The 21,380-nt window shown below is 66.4% G+C and carries 22 protein-coding genes and 1 riboswitch; of the genes, 13 read left to right on the top strand and 9 right to left on the bottom strand.

Annotated elements, in window-relative coordinates; genetic code table 11:
• The first annotated feature begins 59 nt into the window (after positions 1–59).
• Positions 60–845, top strand: coding sequence for an aldolase (locus ACWPW1_RS19110; RefSeq protein ID WP_454253697.1), 786 nt, complete (start codon positions 60–62; stop codon positions 843–845).
• Between the two features lie 9 nt (positions 846–854).
• Here ACWPW1_RS19110 and ACWPW1_RS19105 read toward each other — a convergent pair whose 3' ends face one another.
• Both ACWPW1_RS19105 and ACWPW1_RS19100 read right to left on the bottom strand, forming a co-directional pair.
• The gene (locus ACWPW1_RS19105; RefSeq protein ID WP_434774993.1) at positions 855–1,136 is read right to left on the bottom strand and encodes a hypothetical protein; all 282 of its coding nucleotides are present in this window, start codon (positions 1,134–1,136) and stop codon (positions 855–857) included.
• 380 nt (positions 1,137–1,516) lie between these two features.
• A complete protein-coding gene (locus tag ACWPW1_RS19100) occupies positions 1,517–3,604 on the bottom strand; it encodes a PAS domain-containing protein (RefSeq protein WP_454253696.1) in 2,088 nt (695 codons plus the stop codon).
• A gap of 304 nt (positions 3,605–3,908) precedes the next feature.
• Here ACWPW1_RS19100 and ACWPW1_RS19095 point away from each other — a divergent pair, with 304 nt between their 5' ends.
• Complete coding sequence (locus ACWPW1_RS19095; protein ID WP_059316166.1) at positions 3,909–5,270, top strand: MFS transporter; 1,362 nt, start codon at positions 3,909–3,911, stop codon at positions 5,268–5,270.
• Positions 5,271–5,424: 154 nt separating this feature from the next.
• Positions 5,425–6,495, top strand: a complete 1,071-nt coding sequence (locus ACWPW1_RS19090; protein ID WP_454253695.1) for a 2-isopropylmalate synthase — start codon at positions 5,425–5,427, stop codon at positions 6,493–6,495.
• Here ACWPW1_RS19090 and ACWPW1_RS19085 read toward each other — a convergent pair.
• Together ACWPW1_RS19085 and ACWPW1_RS19080 are read right to left on the bottom strand one after the other, a co-directional pair.
• Positions 6,452–7,222, bottom strand: coding sequence for an AraC family transcriptional regulator (locus ACWPW1_RS19085; RefSeq protein WP_454253943.1), 771 nt, complete (start codon positions 7,220–7,222; stop codon positions 6,452–6,454). The genes ACWPW1_RS19090 and ACWPW1_RS19085 overlap by 44 nt on opposite strands.
• 5 nt (positions 7,223–7,227) lie before the next feature.
• Positions 7,228–7,722: a MarR family winged helix-turn-helix transcriptional regulator gene (locus ACWPW1_RS19080; RefSeq protein WP_454253694.1), complete on the bottom strand. Its 495-nt coding sequence runs from the start codon at positions 7,720–7,722 to the stop codon at positions 7,228–7,230.
• A 78-nt stretch (positions 7,723–7,800) separates the two neighbouring features.
• Between ACWPW1_RS19080 and ACWPW1_RS19075 the strand changes: the two genes are divergently transcribed.
• Positions 7,801–8,133, top strand: coding sequence for a hypothetical protein (locus ACWPW1_RS19075; protein ID WP_454253693.1), 333 nt, complete (start codon positions 7,801–7,803; stop codon positions 8,131–8,133).
• Positions 8,076–9,014 (top strand): MFS transporter, encoded by a 939-nt coding sequence (locus ACWPW1_RS19070; RefSeq protein WP_454253692.1) that lies wholly within the window; start codon positions 8,076–8,078, stop codon positions 9,012–9,014. Before ACWPW1_RS19075 ends, ACWPW1_RS19070 begins: the two co-directional genes overlap by 58 nt.
• On the opposite strand, the gene ACWPW1_RS19065 is transcribed toward ACWPW1_RS19070, so the two are convergent.
• Both ACWPW1_RS19065 and ACWPW1_RS19060 read right to left on the bottom strand, forming a co-directional pair.
• Positions 9,011–10,372: an ATP-binding protein gene (locus ACWPW1_RS19065; RefSeq protein WP_454253691.1), complete on the bottom strand. Its 1,362-nt coding sequence runs from the start codon at positions 10,370–10,372 to the stop codon at positions 9,011–9,013. The two genes, ACWPW1_RS19070 and ACWPW1_RS19065, sit on opposite strands and share 4 nt — an antisense overlap.
• Complete coding sequence (locus tag ACWPW1_RS19060) at positions 10,369–11,034, bottom strand: response regulator (protein ID WP_454253690.1); 666 nt, start codon at positions 11,032–11,034, stop codon at positions 10,369–10,371. Before ACWPW1_RS19060 ends, ACWPW1_RS19065 begins: the two co-directional genes overlap by 4 nt.
• A 151-nt stretch (positions 11,035–11,185) precedes the next feature.
• On the opposite strand from ACWPW1_RS19060, the gene ACWPW1_RS19055 reads away from it, so the two are divergent.
• Together ACWPW1_RS19055 and ACWPW1_RS19050 are read left to right on the top strand one after the other, a co-directional pair.
• On the top strand, positions 11,186–11,452 hold the full coding sequence (locus tag ACWPW1_RS19055) for a PepSY domain-containing protein (protein WP_133861367.1): 267 nt from the start codon (positions 11,186–11,188) through the stop codon (positions 11,450–11,452).
• Entirely contained in the window at positions 11,452–12,000 is a 549-nt protein-coding gene (locus ACWPW1_RS19050) for a cytochrome b/b6 domain-containing protein (protein ID WP_454253689.1), read from the top strand. Before ACWPW1_RS19055 ends, ACWPW1_RS19050 begins: the two co-directional genes overlap by 1 nt.
• On the opposite strand, the gene ACWPW1_RS19045 is transcribed toward ACWPW1_RS19050, so the two are convergent.
• Positions 11,997–12,959, bottom strand: a complete 963-nt coding sequence (locus tag ACWPW1_RS19045) for a cation diffusion facilitator family transporter (RefSeq protein WP_454253688.1) — start codon at positions 12,957–12,959, stop codon at positions 11,997–11,999. The genes ACWPW1_RS19050 and ACWPW1_RS19045 overlap by 4 nt on opposite strands.
• A 247-nt stretch (positions 12,960–13,206) precedes the next feature.
• Here ACWPW1_RS19045 and ACWPW1_RS19040 point away from each other — a divergent pair, with 247 nt between their 5' ends.
• Both ACWPW1_RS19040 and ACWPW1_RS19035 read left to right on the top strand, forming a co-directional pair.
• Positions 13,207–14,880: a phosphoethanolamine transferase gene (locus ACWPW1_RS19040; protein ID WP_454253687.1), complete on the top strand. Its 1,674-nt coding sequence runs from the start codon at positions 13,207–13,209 to the stop codon at positions 14,878–14,880.
• Positions 14,881–14,959: 79 nt separating this feature from the next.
• Positions 14,960–15,502: a cytochrome b gene (locus tag ACWPW1_RS19035; protein ID WP_454253686.1), complete on the top strand. Its 543-nt coding sequence runs from the start codon at positions 14,960–14,962 to the stop codon at positions 15,500–15,502.
• Positions 15,503–15,548: 46 nt separating this feature from the next.
• Here ACWPW1_RS19035 and ACWPW1_RS19030 read toward each other — a convergent pair whose 3' ends face one another.
• A complete protein-coding gene (locus ACWPW1_RS19030; protein WP_454253685.1) occupies positions 15,549–16,385 on the bottom strand; it encodes a hypothetical protein in 837 nt (278 codons plus the stop codon).
• Positions 16,385–16,957, bottom strand: a complete 573-nt coding sequence (mntP, locus tag ACWPW1_RS19025) for a manganese efflux pump MntP (RefSeq protein WP_271652991.1) — start codon at positions 16,955–16,957, stop codon at positions 16,385–16,387. Before mntP ends, ACWPW1_RS19030 begins: the two co-directional genes overlap by 1 nt.
• Positions 16,958–16,961: 4 nt before the next feature.
• Positions 16,962–17,130, bottom strand: a riboswitch (yybP-ykoY riboswitch).
• A gap of 405 nt (positions 17,131–17,535) precedes the next feature.
• On the opposite strand from mntP, the gene pstS reads away from it, so the two are divergent.
• From pstS to pstB, 4 genes are all read left to right on the top strand, one after another.
• On the top strand, positions 17,536–18,549 hold the full coding sequence (gene pstS, locus ACWPW1_RS19020; protein WP_271652990.1) for a phosphate ABC transporter substrate-binding protein PstS: 1,014 nt from the start codon (positions 17,536–17,538) through the stop codon (positions 18,547–18,549).
• Positions 18,550–18,628: 79 nt separating this feature from the next.
• On the top strand, positions 18,629–19,603 hold the full coding sequence (gene pstC, locus ACWPW1_RS19015) for a phosphate ABC transporter permease subunit PstC (RefSeq protein WP_059316153.1): 975 nt from the start codon (positions 18,629–18,631) through the stop codon (positions 19,601–19,603).
• Positions 19,603–20,478, top strand: a complete 876-nt coding sequence (gene pstA, locus ACWPW1_RS19010; RefSeq protein WP_059316152.1) for a phosphate ABC transporter permease PstA — start codon at positions 19,603–19,605, stop codon at positions 20,476–20,478. Before pstC ends, pstA begins: the two co-directional genes overlap by 1 nt.
• A 5-nt stretch (positions 20,479–20,483) precedes the next feature.
• Entirely contained in the window at positions 20,484–21,248 is a 765-nt protein-coding gene (pstB, locus tag ACWPW1_RS19005; protein ID WP_059316941.1) for a phosphate ABC transporter ATP-binding protein PstB, read from the top strand.
• The last annotated feature ends 132 nt before the right edge of the window (positions 21,249–21,380 follow it).

The raw sequence follows: 21,380 nt of genomic DNA, 5'->3' as shown, positions 1-21,380 counted from the left end.
AGTGACAACCCTCGGCATCCTTTGTGCAATGCCTAGGCTCCCCGTCCAAGGAGCCGCCCATGGCCCACGCCTTCGAACCTGCCGCCTCCATCGCGACCAGCCCTCGCACTCTCGATACCCCGGCCATCCGCCAGGCCCGCCTCGATCTGGCCGCCTGCTTCCGCATGGCCGCGCGCCTCGGGCTGGGCGAGGGGATCTGCAACCACTTCTCCTTCGTGGTGCCGGGTCACGACGATCTCTTCCTGGTCAACCCCTATGGCCTGGCCTTTGCCGAGGTGACGGCCTCTTCCCTGCTGATCTGCGATTTCGACGGTGGCGTGGTCATGGGCGAGGGCGCACCCGAGGCCACCGCCTTCCACATCCACGCTCAGCTGCACCGGCTCAATCCCCAGGCGCGGGCGGCGTTCCATACCCATATGCCCCATGCCACGGCGCTCTGCCTGCTGGAAGGCGAGCCTTTCGTCTGGGCCGGCCAGACCGCGCTGAAATTCTATGATCGCCTGAGTGTGGACGAGGACTACAACGGCCTGGCGCTGGACGCTGCCGAAGGCGAGCGCATCGCGCGGGCGGCGGGCGAGGCGGTGGTGGTGATGCTGAAGAATCATGGGCCGCTGGTGCTGGGGCCGAGCATCGCCGAAGCCTGGGACGATCTCTACTACCTGGAGCGCGCCGCCGAGGTGCAGCTCAAGGCCATGGCCAGCGGTCGACCGCTCAAACCGGTAGACCCGGTGATCGCCCACGCCGCCTGCCAGCAGATGCTGCAGGGCAATGCCGACAGCGCGCGGCTGCATCTGGAGAGCGTGAAGCGTCAGTTGCTGCGGCTGGAGCCGGACTATCAGGACTGAAGCAGGCGCTCAGCCGCCGTGCGTGCGGCGCTGCTGCCGGGGCAGCTGCTGAGGAAGGGCGCGTTCCAGGGTGTCGACCACCACCCTGGGCAGTTGGGCATCGACGGCGTCGACCAGGCGCGCCCGCAGCTGGCGCTTGATGGCGCGACTCGTGTCGAGCTGGCCGTGATGATCCAGGGCCAGGAACCCTTGGCGGAGGATATCGAGGGACAGCGAAGAGGCTTCCGCACCCAGGGGGCAGACATCGAAGGCGAGCGACGGAGCGATAACGGACGGCATCCTGGTGATCATGGCGTGTCCCTCCTGGACAAGAGCCCCATCATGCCGGGCCCTAATGGCCTACCGCAGGGGCAACACCTCGACTCGTGGACTGCTGCGCATTTTCTCCGCACAAAAAAGAGCCCGGATCCTCCCGGGCTCAAAAGCGCAGATGTCAGCTTCTACGATGCCTCTTCGGCACGGGATAGAGCGTGCCACCACCAGGCTTATGGCTGGCTTAACGTCGTTAGCGGATGAGCGACGCCAGCAGGGCCATGAAGGCGATCATGGCGAAGATCAGCAGCAGGTGGACCAAGGATCGCTTGTCCATGGACGTCTCGGTGGAAAGGGCGGGGAGGGATTCGATTCACCGATGATAGCAAAAGGCTATCTATTTCGCTGCCGGACCTGGATCAGGGTGGGGTCAGCATCAACTGGATGCGCCGTTCCAGGGCATCCAGGGTGAAGGGCTTCGTCAGCACCCGCATGCCGGCTTCGAGATCGCCGTCCCCGATGATGTGGCTTTCGGCGTAGCCGGTGATGAACAGCACCGGCAGGCCCGGACGCAGGCCGCGCAGGGCGTCGGCCAGCTGGCGACCATTGAATGTCCCGGGTAGGCCGACATCGGTGACCAGCAGGTCCAAAGGGGTGTCGGGCAGCAGCAGTGCCAGTGCCGTGGCGGCATCGGCCGCTTCCAGTACCTGGTAGCCCTGGGCCGTCATGACGTCGACCAGCAGGGCGCGGATGGTGGGTTCGTCGTCGACCACCAGGATGGTCTCGCCCTGGCCGGGAAGGTTGGGCTCGGGTTCGACATGGGTTGTGGTGTCAGCGATTGGCACCCGATGATGGCGCGGCAGATAGAGGTGGACCCAGGTACCCGCCGCGGGTGCGGATTCGATCTGGATCTCGCCACCCGACTGCAGCACGAAGCCATGCACCATGGACAGGCCCAGGCCGGTGCCCTGGCCTAGCGGTTTGGTGGTGAAGAAGGGATCGAAGACCCGGGCGCGCACCTCGTCGCTCATGCCGCTGCCGGTATCGCCCACGCTCAGGCGCACGTAATCGCCCTGGGGCAGGGCGCAACGCTGGGCACGCGCCTCGTCGAGACGCTCGTTGCTCAGGACGATGCGGATGCGACCGCCCTCGGGCATGGCGTCGCGGGCATTGAGGCAGAGATTGAGCAGGGCGTTTTCCAGTTGCAAGCCGTCGATATGGGTCAGCCAGAGGCCTGGATCGGCCTCGCGCTCCAGGGCGATCTGCGGACCTATGCTGCGCTGGATGAGGTCTTCGAGGCCGATCACCAACTGTTCCAGGGCTACTGGCTGGGGATCCAGGGTCTGGCGACGGGAAAAGGCCAGCAGGCGGTGGGTCAGGGCGGCGGCGCGCTGGGCGGCGCTGCGGGCGGTGCCGGTGTAGCGATCCAGATTCTGTAGGCGGCCCTGCCGCAGGCGCACGTCGAGCATCTCCAGCGACCCCAGGATGCCGGTCAGCAGGTTGTTGAAATCATGGGCGATGCCGCCGGTGAGCTGGCCGACCGCCTCCATCTTCTGCGACTGGCGCAGGGCTTCTTCCATGAGGCGAATGCGCTCTTGCTCGTTGAGCCGCTCGGTCACGTCATAGGCGAACTGGTAGGCGCCGATGGTGCGGCCTTCGGCATCGTACAAGGGGCTGAACTGCAGCTCGTAATGGCGCAGGCCTCGCTCCTCGCCCACCGAGATGATCTCGCTGAAGGTCTCGCCGGCGAAGGCGCGGCGCCAGTGGGCGAGGATGCCGTCGCGCAGTTCGGGACGGTGCCTGAGGCTTTCGCTGAAGGAGGCGCCGATACGGGGGCGGACCCCGATCACCTGTTCGAAGACATCGGCGCCGGAGCCGTTGATCGCCAGCCAGCGGAAATTGAAATCCAGTACCTGAATCAGGGCGGCGGCGCCGTCCACCACGTTGGCCAGGATACGGTTGGCGGCCAGGGCGGCCTGCACCCGTTCTTCGAGGGTCTCGTTGAGTTGGCGCAGGGCGGCTTCGGCGCGCTTGCGTGGGGTGATGTCCTGGAACAGCACCGCGACCTGACGGCGGCTGGCCGGCTCCACGCGAAAGGCGGTGACGTCCAGGTAGCGCCCGGTGGCCACCAGCTCCTGTTCGAAGCGGATGGATTCGCCCGTCCGCAGTACGTGGCCGTAGCGGTCGAGCCAGGCCTGGGCCTCGTCGCCGACCATGTCGCGCAACTTCTGGCCCACCACGTTGGGAATGCCGGCATGGGCGGCATAGGCCGGATTGGCCTCGACGTGAAGGTAATCGCTCAGGGGACCATGGGGACCATCGAGGAACTCGATGATGCAGAAGCCTTCGTCCATGGCGTTGAAGAGAAACTGATAACGCTCGCTGGCCAGGGTGGCGGCGCCCTCCGACGGCATGGCCTGGTCGTCGAGCTGATGGCGCAGCTGGTGATTGTGCTGCTCCAGCTCGGCGATGCGTGCCAGCAGGGAAGGGATATCGGCGAGGGGCACAGTGGACTCGTCAGGCCAGGATGAGGCGACGGCTTCGCTTCAAAGTCCGTATTAGATGTCTTTAGGCGGAAAAGTGCCACCCACGTCACGGATTGCCGCCCTGCTGATATCGCGCCCGGCGCTGGCTGCCTGGGGCTCACCGTTACGGATCTCCTAGCCCTAACAAAGATGTCTGACCACTCTGCTTTGGGCGCATTGACACCTAGGGAAGTCACTCATACGATGTCATATGAATATCTAGTAACAGCTTTCCAACGACCCCGGTTCACCCCGGTCAATAACAACAAGTCAGGAAGCCTATTCGATGACTATCCAGGTCACTCCCGAGACGGAGTCCGTCTCGCGGCCGCAGGTCCCGCCCGTCGCCGCTACCCAGCAAACCTCCCGCTTCACGCGCTATCGCTGGCTGATCTGCGCCCTGCTGTTCGTCGCCATCGGTATCAACTACATCGACCGCCAGATGATCGGCATCCTCAAGCCCACGCTGCAGGCGGACCTGGGCTGGACGGAGACCGACTACGCCACGATCGTGTTCTGGTTCCAGTGCGCCTATGCCATCGGCTTCCTGACCTTTGGCCGCATCATCGACAAGGTCGGGGTACGCATCGGCTACGCCCTTGCCTTCACTATCTGGACCATCGCCAGCATCGGCCATGGCATCGCCCATACCGTCACGCACTTCGTGCTAGTGCGCTTCACCCTCGGCTTCGGCGAGTCCGGCAGCTTTCCGGCCAGCCTCAAGGCGGTGTCGGAATGGTTTCCGCAAAAGGAACGCGCCCAGGCTACCGGGCTGTTCAACGCCGGCACCGCCATGGGGCCAATCATCACACCTTTGCTGGTGCCAGCCATCACTTTGGCCTGGGGCTGGCGTGCGGCCTTCATCTCCATCGGCCTCGTCACTGCGCTGTGGCTGATCGCCTGGTTGCTGATCTATCGTCGCCCTCACGAACACCCCAAGGTGAGCCGTGAAGAGCTGGCCTACATCCAGGCGGACGATGGCTCCCCGGTGGCGGCGACGCCGGCCACCCAGACCAAGATCTCCTGGTTCAAGCTGCTGACCTTTCGCGAGACCTGGGCCTACGCCGCGGGCAAGTTCCTTACCGATCCGATCTGGTGGCTCTACCTGTTCTGGCTGCCAGACTTCCTCGGCAAGACCTATGGCCTGAATCTGAAATCCTTCGGTCCGCCGTTGATCGCCATCTATATCCTGGCCGACATCGGTTCGGTGATGGGCGGCTGGGGCTCTTCCAAGCAGATGAAGCTCGGCCGCAGCGCCAACCTGGCACGCAAGACCACCATGCTGCTCTGCGCCCTGGCGGTCGTCCCGATCGTCACCGCCCAGTTCGTCTCCAGCCTGTGGCTGGTGGTGGGCATCATCGGTCTCGCCGCCGCGGCGCACCAGGCCTGGTCGGCCAACCTGATGACCCTGCCGTCGGACCTCTTCCCCAAGGAAGCCGTGGCCTCGGTGATCGGCATCGGCGGTACCGCGGGTGCCATCGGCGGCATGCTGATGACCACCTACAACGGTTACATCCTGCAGATCTTCAAGTCCTACCAGCCGATCTTCATCGTGGCCGGCAGCGCCTACCTGGTGGCCATCGTGGTCATCCATGTGCTCACGCCGCGGCTGAAGCCGGTACCGCTGGAGCGCATCTCGGTAGACTGATCGCCCTGCTGTTGAGGTCAAGAAAGCCGCCGGGTGCTCCCCGACGGCTTTTTTCATCTGGTGGCTGTCCGGATCGCGCAGGGGGCTGTCCTGCTCGCAAGCGCAGCGGGGGGCGGCGCCGGTCAGACTCAAGGGCCCAGCCCTGGAGTCCCCCATGCTCAAGCAACCTCAGACCAAGTACCAAGCCTTCGCCGCGCCTCACCTGCCCGATCGCCAATGGCCGGGTCGCCAGCTGACCCAGGCGCCGCGCTGGTGCTCCACCGACCTGCGCGATGGCAACCAGGCCCTCATCGAACCCATGGGGTTGGAGCGCAAGCGGCGCTTCTTCGCCCTGCTGGTGGCGGTGGGCTACCGGGAAATCGAGGTGGCCTTTCCGGCGGCCTCGCAGACCGATTTCGCCTTCGTGCGCGAGCTGGTCACGGCGGACGGGCTGCCCCAGGATCTCTGGCTACAGGTGATGACGCCAGCCCGCGTCGAACTGATCGACCGTACCTTCGAGTCCCTGGTCGGCGCGCCGCGCGCCATCGTGCACCTCTACAACGCCACCGCGCCGCTGTTTCGCCGGGTGGTGTTCGATCAGGATCGCGCCGCGACCCTGGCCATGGCGGTAGCCGGTACCCAGCGGGTACGCGCCAGGTGCGATGCCCAGCCGGATACGGCCTGGACCTATCAGTATTCGCCCGAGACCTTCTGCTTTACCGAAGCGGACTTCGCCCTGGAGATCTGCCAGGCAGTGCTCGAGGCCTGGCAGCCCTCGGCCGAGCGACCGCTGATCCTCAATCTGCCGGCGACGGTGGAGGTGGCGACACCCAACGTCTATGCCGATCAGATCGAAGGCTTCATCCGCGGCCTGGGCCCGGCGTCCCATGTGACCATCAGCGTCCATCCGCACAATGATCGTGGCACCGGTGTCGCCTGTGCCGAGCTGGCCCAGCTGGCCGGCGCGACGCGGGTGGAAGGCTGCCTGTTCGGCAACGGCGAACGTACCGGCAACGTGGATCTGGTGACCCTGGCGCTGAATCTCTACAGCCAGGGCATAGCGCCGGGTATCGACTTTTCCCGGCTGGAGGAGGTGGCCAGCGTGGTGGAAGCCTGCAATCAGCTGGCGATCCACCCGCGTCATCCCTATGGCGGTCGCCTGGCGCTGGCCGCTCACCCGGAGCGGGGCGCGGCCCTGGGCCTCATCGATCCGGCGGACGTGGGCCTGGAAGCGCGTCTGGGCTAGGGGCGTCGGGCAGTCCCGCCTGGCCGCGATAGGCCGAAGGCGACACGCCCAGCACCTGGCGGAAGCGAGTGGCGAAGGCGCTCGGGCTGGCGTAGCCGTGATCCAGGGCCACGTCGACGATGGTGTGGCCGGCGGCCAGCGAGGTCAGGCTCGAATCCAGTCGCGCCCGCTGCAGCCACTGGCCGAAACTCAGGCCGGTCTCGCGGAGAAACAGCCGGCTCAGGGTCCAGCGCTCGCCGGGATGCTGGCGCAGGTGGCGGCAGAGCTCGGCGAGCAGGGCATCGTTCGGCCAGGGCAGGTGCAGCCCGGCGGTGGGCGAACCCTGCAGTTCGTCGAGCATCAGCTGCAGGATGTACCGGGCGCGGCCCTCGGCCGGTCGGTCGACCGGCAGTGGCAGGGCGGCCAGGATGAGTTCCCGCAAGAGCGGTGAGACGGCGATCAGCTGGCAGCGCGTCGGCAGATCGGCGCGCACCTGGGGGTCGACGAACAGGGTGCGTACCTCGACGCGCCCTAGCAGGTGCAGGTCGTGCTCTTCGCCAGCGGGTACCCAGACGCCACGCTCCGGCGGCACCACCCAGCGCCCCTGGGCGGTGTTGACGATCACCACGCCGCACAGCGCATGGATCAGCTGTGCCTGGCGATGGCGGTGGGGCGGCACCCGGTCGCCATGGGCGAAGTCCTGGGCCACGGCGTGCAACCCGTTGCATGAGCTGAAGTCGATGAACATGGCCGTCAGGACGGCGCGCGGCCGGCCAGCCATTTGCCCAGCAAGGCATCCAGCTGCTGCTGCTCGGCCTCGCTGAGGGTAGCCAGGGCGCAGCGTTCGTTGTCGACATGGGCGGCCATCAGGCCGTCGATCAGGGCGAAGCCCGCGGCGGTGAGCGCCACCAGGGTGCTGCGGCGGTCCTCGGGATTCTTGCGGCGCTCGATCAGGCCTGCGCGCTCCAGGCGGTCGAGGCGATTGGTCATGCCGCCCGAGGAGATCATGGCCGACTCATAGAGCACCGTCGGGCTCAGGGCATAGGGCTCGCCAGCGCGCCTCAGGGTGGCCAGCACATCGAACTCGCCATAGTGCAGCCGATGCTCGTCGAAGAAGGGCTGCAGGACATCGCGATTGAGCACCTGGGCGACTTCGCCGAGACGACCGACCAGGCGCATGGGCAGGGCGTCCAGGTCGGGGCGTTCCCGGTGCCACTGGTCCACGGCGAATTCGGCGCGATCGGCCATCGGATTACCTCGCGAATATATCTTGATGTTAAGATACTTCTCATCAAGAGAAATATCGCGTCACTCTGGAGATTGTCCATGCTTTCCGCGTCATCATCATCCCCGACTACGCCCGCGCCGCGCCAGGATGCCTTCCTCGCCGTACTGCTCGTGCTGCTGGTCGGCCTCAACCTGCGGCCGATCCTGGCCGCCATCGGTCCGCTGCTGGATGGCATCCAGGCCGCGACCGGTCTGGAAGGCAGCGGCGCCGGGGCCCTCACCACGCTGCCCATCGCCGCCATGGGCTCTGCGCCCTGGGCGGTGCCCGCTTGTAGGCCTGGCTCGGTGAGCGCCGTGGCATCGCCCTGGGCCTGTTGCTGCTGGCCCTGGCCAATGCCTTGCGCTGGGAGGAGCCGAGCGGCCTGGGGCTGATCCTCACCGCCGGCCTGGGTGGCGTTGGCATCGCCCTGGTACAGGCGCTGATCCCGGCCTATATCCGCCGCTGCTATCCGCAACGTACCAGCACCCTGATGGGCCTCTACACCACCGGCATCATGGGCGGTGCCGCGGTGGCGGCGGCCAGTGCGGCGCCCCTGGCCGAGCACTGGGGCTGGGCCCAGGGCCTGGCGCTCTGGACCCTGCCGGTGCTGCTCGCCCTCGGCACCTGGCTGGCCCTGGCGCGCCCCGATGCGCCGGCGCAGACCATCACCCCCCGCGCCCAACCCTGGCGTCAGCGCCAGGGTTGGCTGCTACTGGCCTTCTTTGGCATCGGCACTGCGGCCTACACCCTGGTGCTGGCCTGGCTGCCGCCGTACTACACCGGTCTCGGCTGGCAACCGGCCGACAGCGGTCTGCTGCTGGGCGGCGTGAGTCTGGCCGAGGTCAGCGCCGGTCTCCTGCTGTCGGCCACCATCGCCCGGCTGCGCAATCGCCGTCCGCTGGTGCTGGGCGTACTCGGCGTGGTGCTGATCGGCTTGCTGTGCCTGGCCCTGGCGCCGCTGCAACTGGCGGTGCCCACCGCCATCCTGCTCGGCCTGGGCATCGGCGCGCTGTTTCCGCTGTCGCTGATCCTGGCGATGGACAAGGTCCGCGACCCGGCCGAGGCCGGTGCACTGCTCGGTTTCGTCCAGGGCGGCGGCTATCTCATCGCCAGCCTGGCGCCCCTGGCCGCCGGCATCCTGCGCGACTACCTGGACAGCCTGGCCAACGCCTGGCTGCTGATGGCGGTGGGTGTGGTGCTGCTGATGGGTCTTGGCCTGCGCCTGACCCGGCCCGCGCAGCCGGCCAAGGTGGCTGGCTACCAGCAGGCCTAGACCGCGCGTGGCAGGTGCAGCTCCACGCAGAAGCCGCCCCGTGCTCGGTTGCTGAACCTCAGGATGCCGCCCAGGCGGCGGGTGATGGTCTCGACGATGGCCAGCCCCAGCCCGGCGCCCTGGGGATTGCCGGCGCTGTAGAAGCGATCGCACAGCCGCGCCAGGTCGGACTCGTCCACCCCGGGGCCGTGATCCTCCACCCGCAGCAGGACCCCGTCGTCCTGGCTGGCTTCGATGCCCACCTCCACCGTGCTGCCGGCTGGTGCGAAGGCCAGGGCGTTGGTCACCAGGTTCTGCAGGGCGATGGCGATGGCGTCCGGATCACCGAGCACCGCTGGCCCGGCCTGGGCCGCCAGCACCAGCTCCACCTGCCGCTCCAGCGCCAGCGGCGTCAATTCCGCCAGTTCTTCGCGCACCAGGGGTTCCAGGGCCAGCGGCTGGACCTGGGCGGCGCCCGGCTCCAGCCGCGCCAGGGTCAGCAGCTGGCTGGCCAGGCGGGTGGCCCGGCTGACGCCCTGGCGCAGATAGCCCAGGGCTTCCTCGCGCTCCTCGGGCGTCTCGGCGCGTTGGGCGTTCTGCGCGTGCAAATCGAGGATCGCCAGGGGCGTGCGCAATTCGTGAGCGGCATCGGCGATGAAGCGGCGCTCGCGATCGAGCAGGGTGCGCAACTGGGCGAGCAGATGATCCAGGGCGCCTCGCATGGGTTGCAGTTCCGGCGGCAGCGTCGCCTCGGGCAGTGGCGCCAGGCTGTGCGGATCGCGTTCGCGCAGGCCGCGGGCGAAATCCTGCAGGGGCCGCAATCCCCAACCCAGCAGCAGCCAGAGCACCCCCACCAGCAGCGGCAGGCCCACCAGGGTCGGCCAGAGGGTATGGCTGACGATGCGCTGGATCAGGTCCTGGCGCAGATCCTCGCGCTCACCGACCCAGATGCGCAGGCCGCTGTCGGCGGTCCGCACCAGCATCCCGCACCACTCGCGACCGTTCTCGAACACCTCGTGCAGCCCCTCGGGCGGCACCTCGGCCAGCCGCGGCGCGTTGCCGGAACGAACCAGCAACTGGCCGTCGGCGGTCCAGACCTGAAAGGTCAGCTGGTTCTCGTAGGGGTGCGCCGGCACGTTGCCGGGACGGGGTTGCATGGCCCGGTCGAACACCCTGACCAGTTCGGGCCCGGTATCCGCCGCTGGAAGGCCGGCCTGCAGCAGCCCTTCCAGTAGCCGCGCGCCCTGTACCAGCTGGGCGTCGTAGATGCCCTCGATCTCGCGGTGACTGTCGCGCAGCGCCAACAGGGCGAGGACCAGGCTGCCTGCCAGCACCAGGGCCAGGGTAGGGGCGAGGATGCGGGTGCGGATGGCGATCACGGCTGGCGCTCCAGCAGATAGCCCACACCGCGTACGGTGCGGATCAACCCGCTGTCGAGCTTCTTGCGCAGGTTGTGGATGAGCACTTCAAGAGTATTGCCCGAGGCCGCTTCCTGCCAGCCATAGAGGGCGTTGCTCAGCCGCTCGCGGGTGATGACGGCGCCCGGCCGCAACAGCAGCAGATGCAGCAGCTGGTACTCCATGGGCGTCATCACCACCTCGGCGCCGCGATAGTGCACCACCTGGCTGGCCGGATCGAGGCTGATGCCGGCGTGCTCCAGCAAGGGGTGCGCCCGGCCGCAGCTGCGACGGATCAGGGCGCGGATACGTGCTTTGAGCTCGTCCAGGTCGCACGGCTTGACCAGGTAGTCGTCGGCGCCGGCATCCAGGCCCTGGATGCGATCGGCCTTGGCGTCGCGGGAGGTGAGCACCAGTACCGGCACCTGACTGTCAGGCTGGCTGCGCAGGCGGCGCAGCAGGTCGAGGCCGTCGAGGCGCGGCAGGCCCAGGTCCAGCAGCACCAGATCGAAACGCTCGAGCGCCAGGGCGTGCTCGGCGGCCAGGCCGTCGGCCACCCAGTCCAGGGTATAGCCCTCGCCGCGCAGGGCCATGCGGATGCCCTGGGCCAGGGCCGCATCGTCTTCCACCAGCAGTACTCGCACGGCCGCGTTCCTCTCCGCTATGCCTCTAGCCCGCCATCATCGCCGGCGTCCTGGCGAAGCGGCAGGCGCATCTGTTACCGGGCGTTGCATCCTAAGATTGCATTAAGCTTCGGCGTCGAGTCTGGCCACTCCAACCACGAGGAGTGTCGCCATGCGCCGCCTGCTGCTGCCGTTGCTGTTCGCAAGTCCCCTGGCCCTTGCCGCCGAACCCCAGTGCACCCAGGCGGACAAGTCCACCTGGCAAGACGCCGAGAAATTCCAGGCGCAGCTGCGTGACCAGGGCTACGAGATCAAGAAATTCAAGATCACCAAGGGCAACTGCTACGAGATCTACGGCTTCGACAAGGACAAGCGCAAGGTCGAGATCTATCACGACCCGGTGAGCGGCAAGGCGGTCAAGAGCGAGATCGGCAGCTGATGAAGACGGCGACCGTGCGGCTCTGGGACCCCCTGGTACGGCTGTTCCACCTGTCGGTCGCCGCCGCCTTCTTCGCTAACTATTTCTTCAACGAGAAGGGCGCCTTCTGGCACCGCTGGATCGGCTACTACGCCAGTGCCTGGCTGCTGGTGCGGCTGGTCTGGGGCTTCGTCGGCCCGCGCAGCGCGCGCTGGAGCGACTTCTGGCCGACTCGCGCCCGGCTTGGCGCTCATCTGCGTGATCTCTGGCAGGGGCGGCCCCATCATCGCCTCGGCCATTCGCCCCTGGGCGCCCTGGTGATGCTGCTGATGATGGTCGCCATTGGCGGCCTGGGCGTGACCGGTTTCCTCATGCACGAGGTCGATGCCCTCTGGGGCGCCGACTGGCCCGAAGACCTGCACGCGCTCTTTGCCAATGGCCTGCTGGCCCTGGTCTGCCTGCACGCCCTGGCGGCGGTGGTGGAAAGCCTGAGGATTCGCGACAACCTGCCGCTGTCGATGCTGACCGGTCGCCGCCGCCCGCTGGATGAGGCCTCCCCACGCGACTAAGCGCAGTGCCCGTCGAGGGTACCCGGCGGATCCACCTGCACCGTCACGTGCTGCAGGCCATGACGACTGCGCAGCAGCTCACCCACCAGAGTCGGCAACCGCAGCGGATCGCTGCCCGGCGCCGGGGTGATGTGCAGAGTGGCGATGCGGGTTTCGTCGGTCAGGGTCCAGACGTGCAGGTGGCCCACCTCGGCCACCTCCGGCAGGGCGCGCACCTCTGCCGTGGCGCCAGCGGTGTCGAATTCCCGCGGCGCCGCCTGCAGCAGGACGGCACCAGCGTCACGCACCAGGGTCCAGGCCGATTTGACGATGAGCAGGGCGACCAGGATCGACAGCGCCGGATCCAGCCAGGTCCAGCCAGTCCAGAGGATGCCCAGGGCGGCGACGATGGCGCCTACCGACCCCAGCAGGTCGCCGGCCACGTGCAGCAGGGCACCGCGTAGATTGCTGTCGTCCTTGTGTCCGCCGTTCAGCGCCAGGAAGCCGACGATGTTGACCACCAGGCCGATCACCGCCACCACCAGCATGGGGCCGGACAAGACCTCGGTGGGCTCGCGCAATCGCATGATCGCTTCCCAGCCGATCCACAGGACCAGCAGCAGCAGGGCGACGCCATTGGTCAGGGCCGCGAGGATGCGCACCCGGTGGAAGCCATAGGTGAAGCGGGCATTGGCGGCCTTGGCCGCCACCCGGTAGGCCACCAGCGCCAGCAGCAGGGCGGCGGCATCCGAGACCATGTGCCCCGAGTCGGCGATCAGCGCCAGGGAGCCGGACCACCAGCCACCCACGGCCTGGACGATGGCGTAGCCGAAGGTCAGACAGAAGACCAGCTTGAGCTTGCGCTCGTTGTCGGCGGTTACCCGCGGGGCATGGGAGTGACCATGGCCGTGCTCGTGGCCATGCTGATGATCGTGATCGTGATCGTGATCGTGATCGTGGTGACGGGTGGAGCCACTCATCTCTAGGTCTCCGGCTGAAAAGAAGGCGAGGCGTGCAAGCGCCTCTCTATCTGACCATCCTGAAGCCTGAAGTGACTTCAGGGTCAAGCTGGCCTGACCTGCCGGATGACCGAGCGGTCATCTGTAACCGCGGATGAGCCACTAAGACTCCATTAAGGTTCGCCCTCCAGGGTGGCGGCTTCCTGTCGCCGGAGCCCGCCATGTTCGTTCGCCGCTGCCTATCCATGCCCTCGCGCAGGGTGCCCTGATGCTGCTCGCTGCGCGCACTCATCCCCAGGCCCGAGGTTGGCGACCCTGGTGCAACCTGTTGGCCTTGAGCAGCCTGAGTGGCCTGCTGTTGCTGGCCGACGACTTCCTCCAGCAGCTCTTCACTCCGAACAACCGCGCCGAACTGGAAGCGGGCTATGTCGCGGCGCTCTGGGTGTTCAGCCTGGCGTTGTGGCTGTGCAACCTGCCGCGCCTGGCGGCTGCCCTCCTGCTGCTGTTCGCCCTGATGCAGCTGCTGCAGCTGGGCAACCTGAGCTTTTTCGGCGAGCCGCTCAGTGCCATCGATATCCAGGCGCTGCTGGGCGATACCACCGAGGTCCGGCAGACACTCTGGGTCAGCCTGCCCGAGCACTGGCCGGTGCTGCTGTGCGTGGGGCTGCCCTATGGTCTGCTGATCGCCCTGCATCTGTACCTGCCGGGCCGGGTGTCGCTGCCCGCCAGTCGCTGGGCGCTGGTCCTGATCGCCGCGGTGCTGCTGTCCAAGCCCTATCGCGCCACCTACCGCAATCTCGACGCCTTCGTGCCCAGCCCCAGTCGCAGCGGCCTGCACAACAGCCTCAATGCCTTTTCCGCCTGGGCGGTGCGTCTGGCCGGGCGTAGCGAGGTGACCCTGCCGCCCACGGCCTATGCGCCCTATGACCTCGTCCAGGTGCCCAGCACCGCGCGACATGTCTGGCTGGTGGTGGCCGATTCCCTGCGCAGCGATCGCCTGGGCGCCTTCGGTTACCATCGCAATACCACCCCGAAGCTATCGGCCTATCTGGCGGGCAATCCCCAGGCGCTGATCCGGCCCGGGGTAGCGGCAGGGGTGGCCACCGACGTCAGCCTGCCCTATCTATTGAATCCCATCCGCGAGCCGGGCCAGGACCAGCGATTGCGCACCGGCGAGATCAACCTGTTCCGCTTCGCCCAGGCCGCCGGCTTTCGCACCCACTGGCTGTCGTCCCAGGAATCCAAGTTGCTGGCGCACCTGGGCAGTCGCTATCTGGACGTGTCCATCACCCGCGAGGACCATCCGCTGCGTTTCCTGCAACGCCAGGATCGTGCCCTGCTGGCTATCCTCGACGAACAGCGCTGGGCGCCGCGCAACTTCGTGGTGCTCAATCTGCGTACCGCGCACCTGCCCTATGCGCAGAACTACCGGCACGAGGCCACGCCAGCCCCCTGGCCGGACACCGGCATCGAGGGCCAGGCCAATGCCTACGACAATTCGCTGCATTACCTGGATGGCCTGCTCGCCGAGATCCTCGCCGACTTCGACCGCCTGGAGGGTGAGCGCTACCTGATCATCACGGGCGATCACGGCCAGCGGCTGGGGGAGGGCGGTCACTGGGGGCACAACGACCTGGTGCCCGAGGTCAGCGATGTGCCAGTGATCGTGGTGGCGCGGGACGCACCGGCCAATGCCCTGGCCGGTCTGCAGGGCGAGCGCTGGATCAGCCATTACGAAGCTGGCAGTTGGCTGGCGGAGCGCCTGGGTACCCGCATCGACAATCCCAATCGCCGCCCGGAGGAACACTTCGTCCATGGCAAGCTGCTGTTCAGCGATAATTTCGTGCAGCGCGTCTGCGAATCGCCCACCGGGCTGGTGCACCAGCCACCGCAGCAACTGAGCAAGCTGCTGCTGGACAGCTCGGCAGCGCCCTGCGGTTGAGGCTGCAGCCGTCTTACCCTTGGCTCTAGGGCGCCGCTACACTGCCGGCGCCTTATCATCTCGGTATCAGGACCTCGTCATGCCTTCGGCTTCATCCCTTTCTCGCTATGCCCGCAGCGCACGCCTGCTGCACTGGCTCATGGCCCTGCTGGTGCTGCTGGCCTATGTGCTGATCACCAACCGCGGTCAGTTCGAACGTGGCTCCCTGGAGCGCCAGTGGGTGACCCTCGGCCACTTCTGGGTGGGATTGCTGGTATTGCTCCTGGTGGTGCCGCGCCTCTGGGTACGCCAGCGCCATCCGGTGCCACCCATCACGCCGCCGCTGGCCACAGGCCTTGAGCGGATCAGTCGGCTCACCCACTACGCCCTCTATGCCTTCCTGCTGGCCCAGCCGCTACTGGGCCTCTTCACCGTCTGGCTGACCATCGGCGAGGTGAAGATCCCCTCCAGCACCCTGGCGCTGCCGTCGCCCTTCGCCGTGGATCGCGAGCTGGCGCAGTCGCTTAAGGGCGTGCACCTCTGGCTGGGCAAGGCCTTCTATTGGGTGATCGGGCTGCATGTGCTGGCCGCGCTCTGGCATCACCTGGTGCGTCGGGACGATACCCTCAAGCGCATGCTCTAGGTGCAGGACGAAGTGCCACCGCGCGCAGGTGGCTTTAGTACGGAACCTAGCGTGGATAGAGCGCGATGATTCGGTCGCGCCCACCCTCGGCCAGCAGATAACCGTCGCCCTTGGGCAGCAGGGCCTGGGGGGCACGTAGAAAGGTCAGGATGGCGCGTGGCGCTGACTGGCGATCCCAGAGCAGCAGCCGGGCGCGGTGGGTGGAGTCTTCGCTGATCCACAGGCCGCGGTGGTCGCAGAGCAGAAAGCTCGGTTCGCGCAGCTCGCTCAGCGCCGGCGGATCGCGGCCATCGTCGCTGAGCTGACGCACCAGGCCGTGGGATTTCTCGGTATAGAAGGCCGTGCCGTCCGGGCAGCGGGTAAAGGACTCCGCCTCGTCCAGGTGGTCGCGCAGCACCGTCAGGCTGCCGTCGGCGGCGTCGTAGCGCAGCAGGCGTCCCTCACCCTTGCGGTCTTCCACGGCATAGAGGTGCTCGCCTTCGACCCAGAGGCCCTGGGCGTTGATACCTATGAAGAGATCGCGACTGCCCGCGGCATCGAACCAGCGGATCGGATGAGTGCCGCCTTCCTGGCTATAGGCGAAACCGTTGCGATAGGGCGTCAGGCCATCGGGCTTGTACAGGCCCGCGCTAAGCACGCTGCGTCGGCCCTGGGCATCGATGCGCAGCAGGCGGCCCTTGCCATCCTTGAGTTCTTCCGCGGCGAGCAGGGCGTCGCCCTGCCAGGCCAGGGCGCTGGCCTTGGCGATGTCAGGATAGGCCACTTCGTAGTGCCAGCCCGTGGCGGCCTGGGCTGGCCAGAAGCGTTGCCAGGCGAGAAAGCCGATTGCGGCCAGCAGGCTCGCGGCCAGGGTGATGAGGGCGCCGCGCCAGAGCCGGGCCATCAGGTGGCGACGGAGGTCAGGTGCTCGTGGAGGATGACGGCGCCGATCACGATCAGCACCACGCCACCGAGCATTTCCGCTCGCTTGCCGACCAGGTTGCCCATCACCCGCCCCAGCATTACCCCGGTGGTCACCATGACCATGGTGGCGAGGCCGATGGCCAGGGCGGCAGTGATGATGTTGACGTCGATGAAGGCCAGGCCGACGCCTACGGCGAGGGCGTCGATGCTGGTGGCCACGGCCGTGAGCGCGAGCAGCATGAAGGAATGCTGGCGGGGTTTTTCTTCTTCCGCGTCGGGCGCGCCGAAGCCGGCCCAGATCATGCGCAGGCCCAGCACGGTGAGCAGGGTAAAGGCGATCCAGTGATCCCAGGGCTGGACGTACTGGGCGGCGGTCAGGCCGACGGCCCAGCCGATCACCGGGGTGATGGCTTCGATGACGCCAAAGATGGCACCGGTGCGCAGGGCTTCGCGCAGGCAGGGCTTGTGCAGGCTGGCACCCTTGCCGACGGCGGCGGCAAAGGCATCGGTGGACATGGCAAACGCCAGGAACATCAGGGAAGCGGGGTTCATCGTGACAGCGCCGGCCGGGCTCGGATCCACAAGACATCCCCGCACGCCCGGCACGGCGCGGTGATGCCCCTGGTCTCGCCAACCCTGACTGGCTGTCCTGACCACGGCGGTTGCCGAGTATGTTGATCAGGACGCTTTCCACCGTGGTGGAAGCAGGCTACTCCCCAAAGAGGCCGCCACCTTACCTAGCCGAATAGAGAAAGTCTATCTTGTAGATAGTTCTAATATATATAGCCTTGGCTAAATCTTCTGCCGTCCTGTATGGCTTGAAATCGGCCGAGGCAGCTGGATAGCGCTTGGCGACAGGGCTTTAGCCGCAGCACAGGATGCCGGCGATAGCCGACTGCGGCCTTCTACGCGTGGGCAGGGCGTCGCCAGAGGATCGCTGGAGGTCGTCTGCGAGCAGCTGAATGAGCACAGGAGCACACGACCTGAGGTGTCCCTGGAAGCAGCCATGAGCCGGTCAGAGCGGGCTGATACTGGCGCTCTGCCTTCCTCGTTTCGTCATGGCGCTGACACTTAATTGTCACATTTCGGCAATAGCCTAGCGCCAGCCCTCACTAGGTAATGGAGCAACCATGAAACGCACGTTCAGCCTCTCCCTGTTGTTGTCGGCCTTTTGCCTGAGCACTGCCGCTCATGCCGTGGATGTCACGGGCGCAGGTTCGAGCTTCGTGTATCCCGTTCTGTCGAAGTGGTCGCAGACCTTCAGCGAGAAGACCGGTAACCGCGTCAACTACCAATCCATCGGTTCTGGCGGCGGTATCGCCCAGATCAAGGCGGCCACCGTGGACTTCGGTGCCACCGACGCCCCGATGAGCACCGAGGATCTGCAAAAAGGCGGCCTGGGCCAGTTCCCGACCATCATCGGCGGCATCGTGCCGGTGGTGAACGTGGAAGGCATCGAGCCCGGCAAGCTGAAGCTCGACGGCCCGCTGCTGGCCAAGATCTTCATGGGTGAGGTCAAGACCTGGAACGATCCGGCCATCGCTGCCCTGAACCCCGGCATGAAGCTGCCCGCCAGCGCCATCACCGTAGTGCGCCGTTCGGACGGTTCGGGTACCTCCTACAACTTCACCAACTACCTGGCCAAGGTCAGCCCGGAGTGGAAGGAGAAGTTCAACTTCGGCACCACCGTCAACTGGCCGGTCGGTGTGGGTGGCAAGGGTAACGAGGGTATCGCTGCCTACGTCAAGCAGATCAAGGGCTCCATCGGCTACGTCGAGTACGCCTATGCGCTGACCAACAAGATGTCCCATGTGCAGCTGAAGAACGCCGCCGGCAACTTCGTGCAGCCTGACGCCAAGAGCTTCCAGGCCGCTGCCGCTACCGCCGATTGGAAGAGCGCCAAGGACTTCAACCTGTTGATGACCAACGCTCCGGGCGCCGATGCCTGGCCGATCACCGCCACCACCTGGATCGTGATGTACAAGGAGCCGAAGAACGAAGAGCGCAGCAAGGTCGCCTTCGACTTCTTCAAGTGGTCCCTGGAAAACGGCCAGAAGGACGCCGCGGCACTGGACTACGTCCCGGTTCCCGACGCGCTGGTCAAGCAGATCGAAGGCTACTGGGCTTCCGACTTCAAGAAGTAAGCAAGACCGCCTGCCGTCCGGGATCCCGCGAGGGGTCCGGGCGGCTTCGCGCATCCCGATCTGCTGACCGGAAATCGCCATGACCGATCAAACCCTTCCCCTTTCGGCCGCTCAGGAAGAGCGCATCCGCCGGGATACCCGCGCGGACACCTGGTTCCGGCGCCTGCTGTTCTCCGCGGCCCTGCTGGTACTCGCGGTGCTGGTCGGGGCAGCCCTGTCCACCCTCTGGGGTGGCCGCCTGGCCTTCATGACCTTTGGCCTGGATTTCCTGACGTCCGCCGAATGGGACGTCGGTGCCGAGAAATTCGGCGCCCTGGTGCCCATCTACGGCACCCTGATGACTTCGCTGATCGCCCTGCTGCTGGCCGTGCCCACCGCCTTCGGCATCGCCCTGTTCCTGTCGGAAATCGCCCCCACCTGGCTGCGCGGTCCGGTGGCCACGGCGGTGGAGCTGCTGGCAGGTATTCCCTCGATCATCTACGGCATGTGGGGCCTGTTCGTCTTCGGCCCCTTCATGGCCGCGTACATCTCGCCCTTCATCAACGACTACCTGGGCGCCATCCCGATCATCGGCATCCTGTTCCAGGGTCCGCCGCTGGGCATCGGCATGCTCACCGCCGGCATCATCCTGGCGATCATGATCCTGCCCTTCATCACCTCGGTGATGTACGAGGTGTTCCGCAGCGTGCCGCCCCAGCTCAAGGAGTCGGCCTATGCCCTGGGTTCAACGACCTGGGAAGTCTGCTGGGACATCGTACTGCCCTATACCCGCTCGGCGGTGGTCGGTGGCGCCTTCCTCGGTCTGGGGCGAGCCCTGGGCGAGACCATGGCGGTGACCTTCGTGCTGGGCAACGCCCACCAGTTCTCCGCGTCGCTGATGATGCCAAGCAGCTCCATCGCCTCGGTGATCGCCAACGAATTCAACGAGGCCTACACCGATCTGCACCGCTCCTCGCTGATCGCCCTGGGCTTCCTGTTGTTCGTGGTGACCTTCTTCGTGCTGCTGGCGGCGCGTCTGATGTTGGCGCAGCTGTCGCGCAAGGCAGGTAACTGATGCATATCGACGCCTATCTCTATCGCAAGCGCCGGATCAAGAACGGCATCGCGCTGATCTTCGGCAGCGCCGCCGCCGTGGTCGGCCTGGGTTTCCTCACCTGGATCCTCGGCACCACCCTGCTCAAGGGACTCTCCGCCCTCAGCCCGACCATCTTCATCGAGATGACGCCGCCACCCGGCGCCACCGACGGTGGTCTGGCCAACGCCTTGTTCGGCAGCGTGCTGATCACCCTGCTGGCCACCGCCATCGGCGCCCCCATCGGCATCCTGGCCGGACTCTGGCTGGCCGAGTACGCCCGCCATTCCAAGCTCGGTCTGGTGGTGCGCTTCGTCAATGACATCCTGCTGTCGGCACCGTCCATCGTCATCGGTCTGTTCATCTACACCGCCGTGGTGGTACCGCTCAATCAGGCCACTGGCGGCAGCGTGGGCTTCTCCGGCTTCGCCGGGGCCCTGGCACTGGCCATGCTGGTGGTGCCGGTGGTGACCCGTACCACCGACGAGATGATGCAGCTGCAGCCCGCGGCCATGCGCGAAGCGGCCTTGGCGCTGGGCATTCCCCAGTGGAAGGTGACCCTGCAGGTCCTGTTGCGCGCCTCCCGCGCCGGCGTGGTGACCGGGGTGCTGCTGTCCATCGCCCGCATCACCGGCGAGACCGCGCCGCTGCTGTTCACCGCCTTTGGCAACCAGTACTGGAGCGCCGACCTGCTCAAGCCGATGGCCAGCGTGCCCGTGACCATCTTCCAGTTCGCCATGAGTCCGTTCGAGAACTGGCAGCAACTGGCCTGGGCCGGCGCCTTGCTGCTGACCCTGTTCGTGCTGTTCCTGAACCTTTCCTCTCGCTTCTTCTTTCGTAACCGGGATTCCAAGTGACTACCATGCAGACGCAGATACCGGAACTGCAGGCGCGCGACGTCGGCTTCCGTTACAAGGGCCATCAGGCGCTCAAGTCGATCAACCTGGACATCGCGGCCAAGCAGATCACCGCCATCATCGGCCCCTCCGGATGCGGCAAGTCCACGCTGCTGCGCATCTTCAACCGCATCTACTCGGAGTACCCGGGGCTGGAAGCGACCGGCGAGATCCTCATGGACGGGGAGAACATCCTCGATCCCAAGTACTCGCTGAGCCGCCTGCGCAGCACCATCGGCATGGTGTTCCAGAAGCCGGTGCCTTTTCCCATGTCCATCGCCGACAACGTCGCCTACGGTATCCGCCACCACGAGCGGCTCTCCCGCGTCGAGTTGCAGGATCGCGTCGAGCAGGCCCTGCGCGGCGCCGCGCTGTGGGATGAGGTCAAGGACAAGCTGAATCAGAGCGCCCTGGGGCTCTCCGGTGGTCAACAGCAACGCCTGTGCATCGCTCGTACCATCGCCCTGCGTCCGCGGGTGTTGTTGCTGGACGAACCCACTTCGGCGCTGGATCCCATCTCCACCGCGCGTATCGAGCAGCTGCTGGCCGAGCTCAAGCAGGACTTCACCGTGGTCATCGTCACCCACAACATGCAGCAGGCGGCGCGCTGCTCCGATGTCACTGCCTTCATGTACCTGGGCGAGCTGATCGAGGTGGACAAGACCGACAAGATCTTCACCAAGCCGGACAAGAAGCAGACCGAGGACTACATCACCGGTCGCTTCGGCTGATACGGTGTCGTTTCGAAAAAAGGCCACTCCCTGGAGTGGCCTTTTTCATGGCGGCTGAAAAGCGGCGAGCCAGGGCTTCTGGTCGTCCTCATCCTTCCCGGTCCGCAGCGGAGCCGTCCGAACGGATGAATC

Source organism: Pseudomonas sp. Marseille-Q7302 (genome assembly GCF_965111925.1).
This window is presented reverse-complemented; position numbering and strand designations above follow the sequence as displayed.

Excerpts from the sequence above, each read along its gene's own strand:
- ACWPW1_RS19110 (WP_454253697.1), top strand. The coding sequence starts at position 60 with ATGGCCCACGCCTTCGAACCTGCCGCCTCCATCGCGACCAGCCCTCGC.
- ACWPW1_RS19105 (WP_434774993.1), bottom strand. The coding sequence starts at position 1,136 with ATGATCACCAGGATGCCGTCCGTTATCGCTCCGTCGCTCGCCTTCGAT.
- ACWPW1_RS19095 (WP_059316166.1), top strand. The coding sequence starts at position 3,909 with ATGACTATCCAGGTCACTCCCGAGACGGAGTCCGTCTCGCGGCCGCAG.
- ACWPW1_RS19090 (WP_454253695.1), top strand. The coding sequence starts at position 5,425 with ATGCTCAAGCAACCTCAGACCAAGTACCAAGCCTTCGCCGCGCCTCAC.
- ACWPW1_RS19085 (WP_454253943.1), bottom strand. The coding sequence starts at position 7,222 with ATGTTCATCGACTTCAGCTCATGCAACGGGTTGCACGCCGTGGCCCAG.
- ACWPW1_RS19080 (WP_454253694.1), bottom strand. The coding sequence starts at position 7,722 with ATGGCCGATCGCGCCGAATTCGCCGTGGACCAGTGGCACCGGGAACGC.
- ACWPW1_RS19075 (WP_454253693.1), top strand. The coding sequence starts at position 7,801 with ATGCTTTCCGCGTCATCATCATCCCCGACTACGCCCGCGCCGCGCCAG.
- ACWPW1_RS19055 (WP_133861367.1), top strand. The coding sequence starts at position 11,186 with ATGCGCCGCCTGCTGCTGCCGTTGCTGTTCGCAAGTCCCCTGGCCCTT.
- ACWPW1_RS19050 (WP_454253689.1), top strand. The coding sequence starts at position 11,452 with ATGAAGACGGCGACCGTGCGGCTCTGGGACCCCCTGGTACGGCTGTTC.
- ACWPW1_RS19045 (WP_454253688.1), bottom strand. The coding sequence starts at position 12,959 with ATGAGTGGCTCCACCCGTCACCACGATCACGATCACGATCACGATCAC.
- ACWPW1_RS19040 (WP_454253687.1), top strand. The coding sequence starts at position 13,207 with ATGCTGCTCGCTGCGCGCACTCATCCCCAGGCCCGAGGTTGGCGACCC.
- ACWPW1_RS19035 (WP_454253686.1), top strand. The coding sequence starts at position 14,960 with ATGCCTTCGGCTTCATCCCTTTCTCGCTATGCCCGCAGCGCACGCCTG.
- ACWPW1_RS19030 (WP_454253685.1), bottom strand. The coding sequence starts at position 16,385 with ATGGCCCGGCTCTGGCGCGGCGCCCTCATCACCCTGGCCGCGAGCCTG.
- mntP (WP_271652991.1), bottom strand. The coding sequence starts at position 16,957 with ATGAACCCCGCTTCCCTGATGTTCCTGGCGTTTGCCATGTCCACCGAT.
- pstS (WP_271652990.1), top strand. The coding sequence starts at position 17,536 with ATGAAACGCACGTTCAGCCTCTCCCTGTTGTTGTCGGCCTTTTGCCTG.
- pstC (WP_059316153.1), top strand. The coding sequence starts at position 18,629 with ATGACCGATCAAACCCTTCCCCTTTCGGCCGCTCAGGAAGAGCGCATC.
- pstA (WP_059316152.1), top strand. The coding sequence starts at position 19,603 with ATGCATATCGACGCCTATCTCTATCGCAAGCGCCGGATCAAGAACGGC.
- pstB (WP_059316941.1), top strand. The coding sequence starts at position 20,484 with ATGCAGACGCAGATACCGGAACTGCAGGCGCGCGACGTCGGCTTCCGT.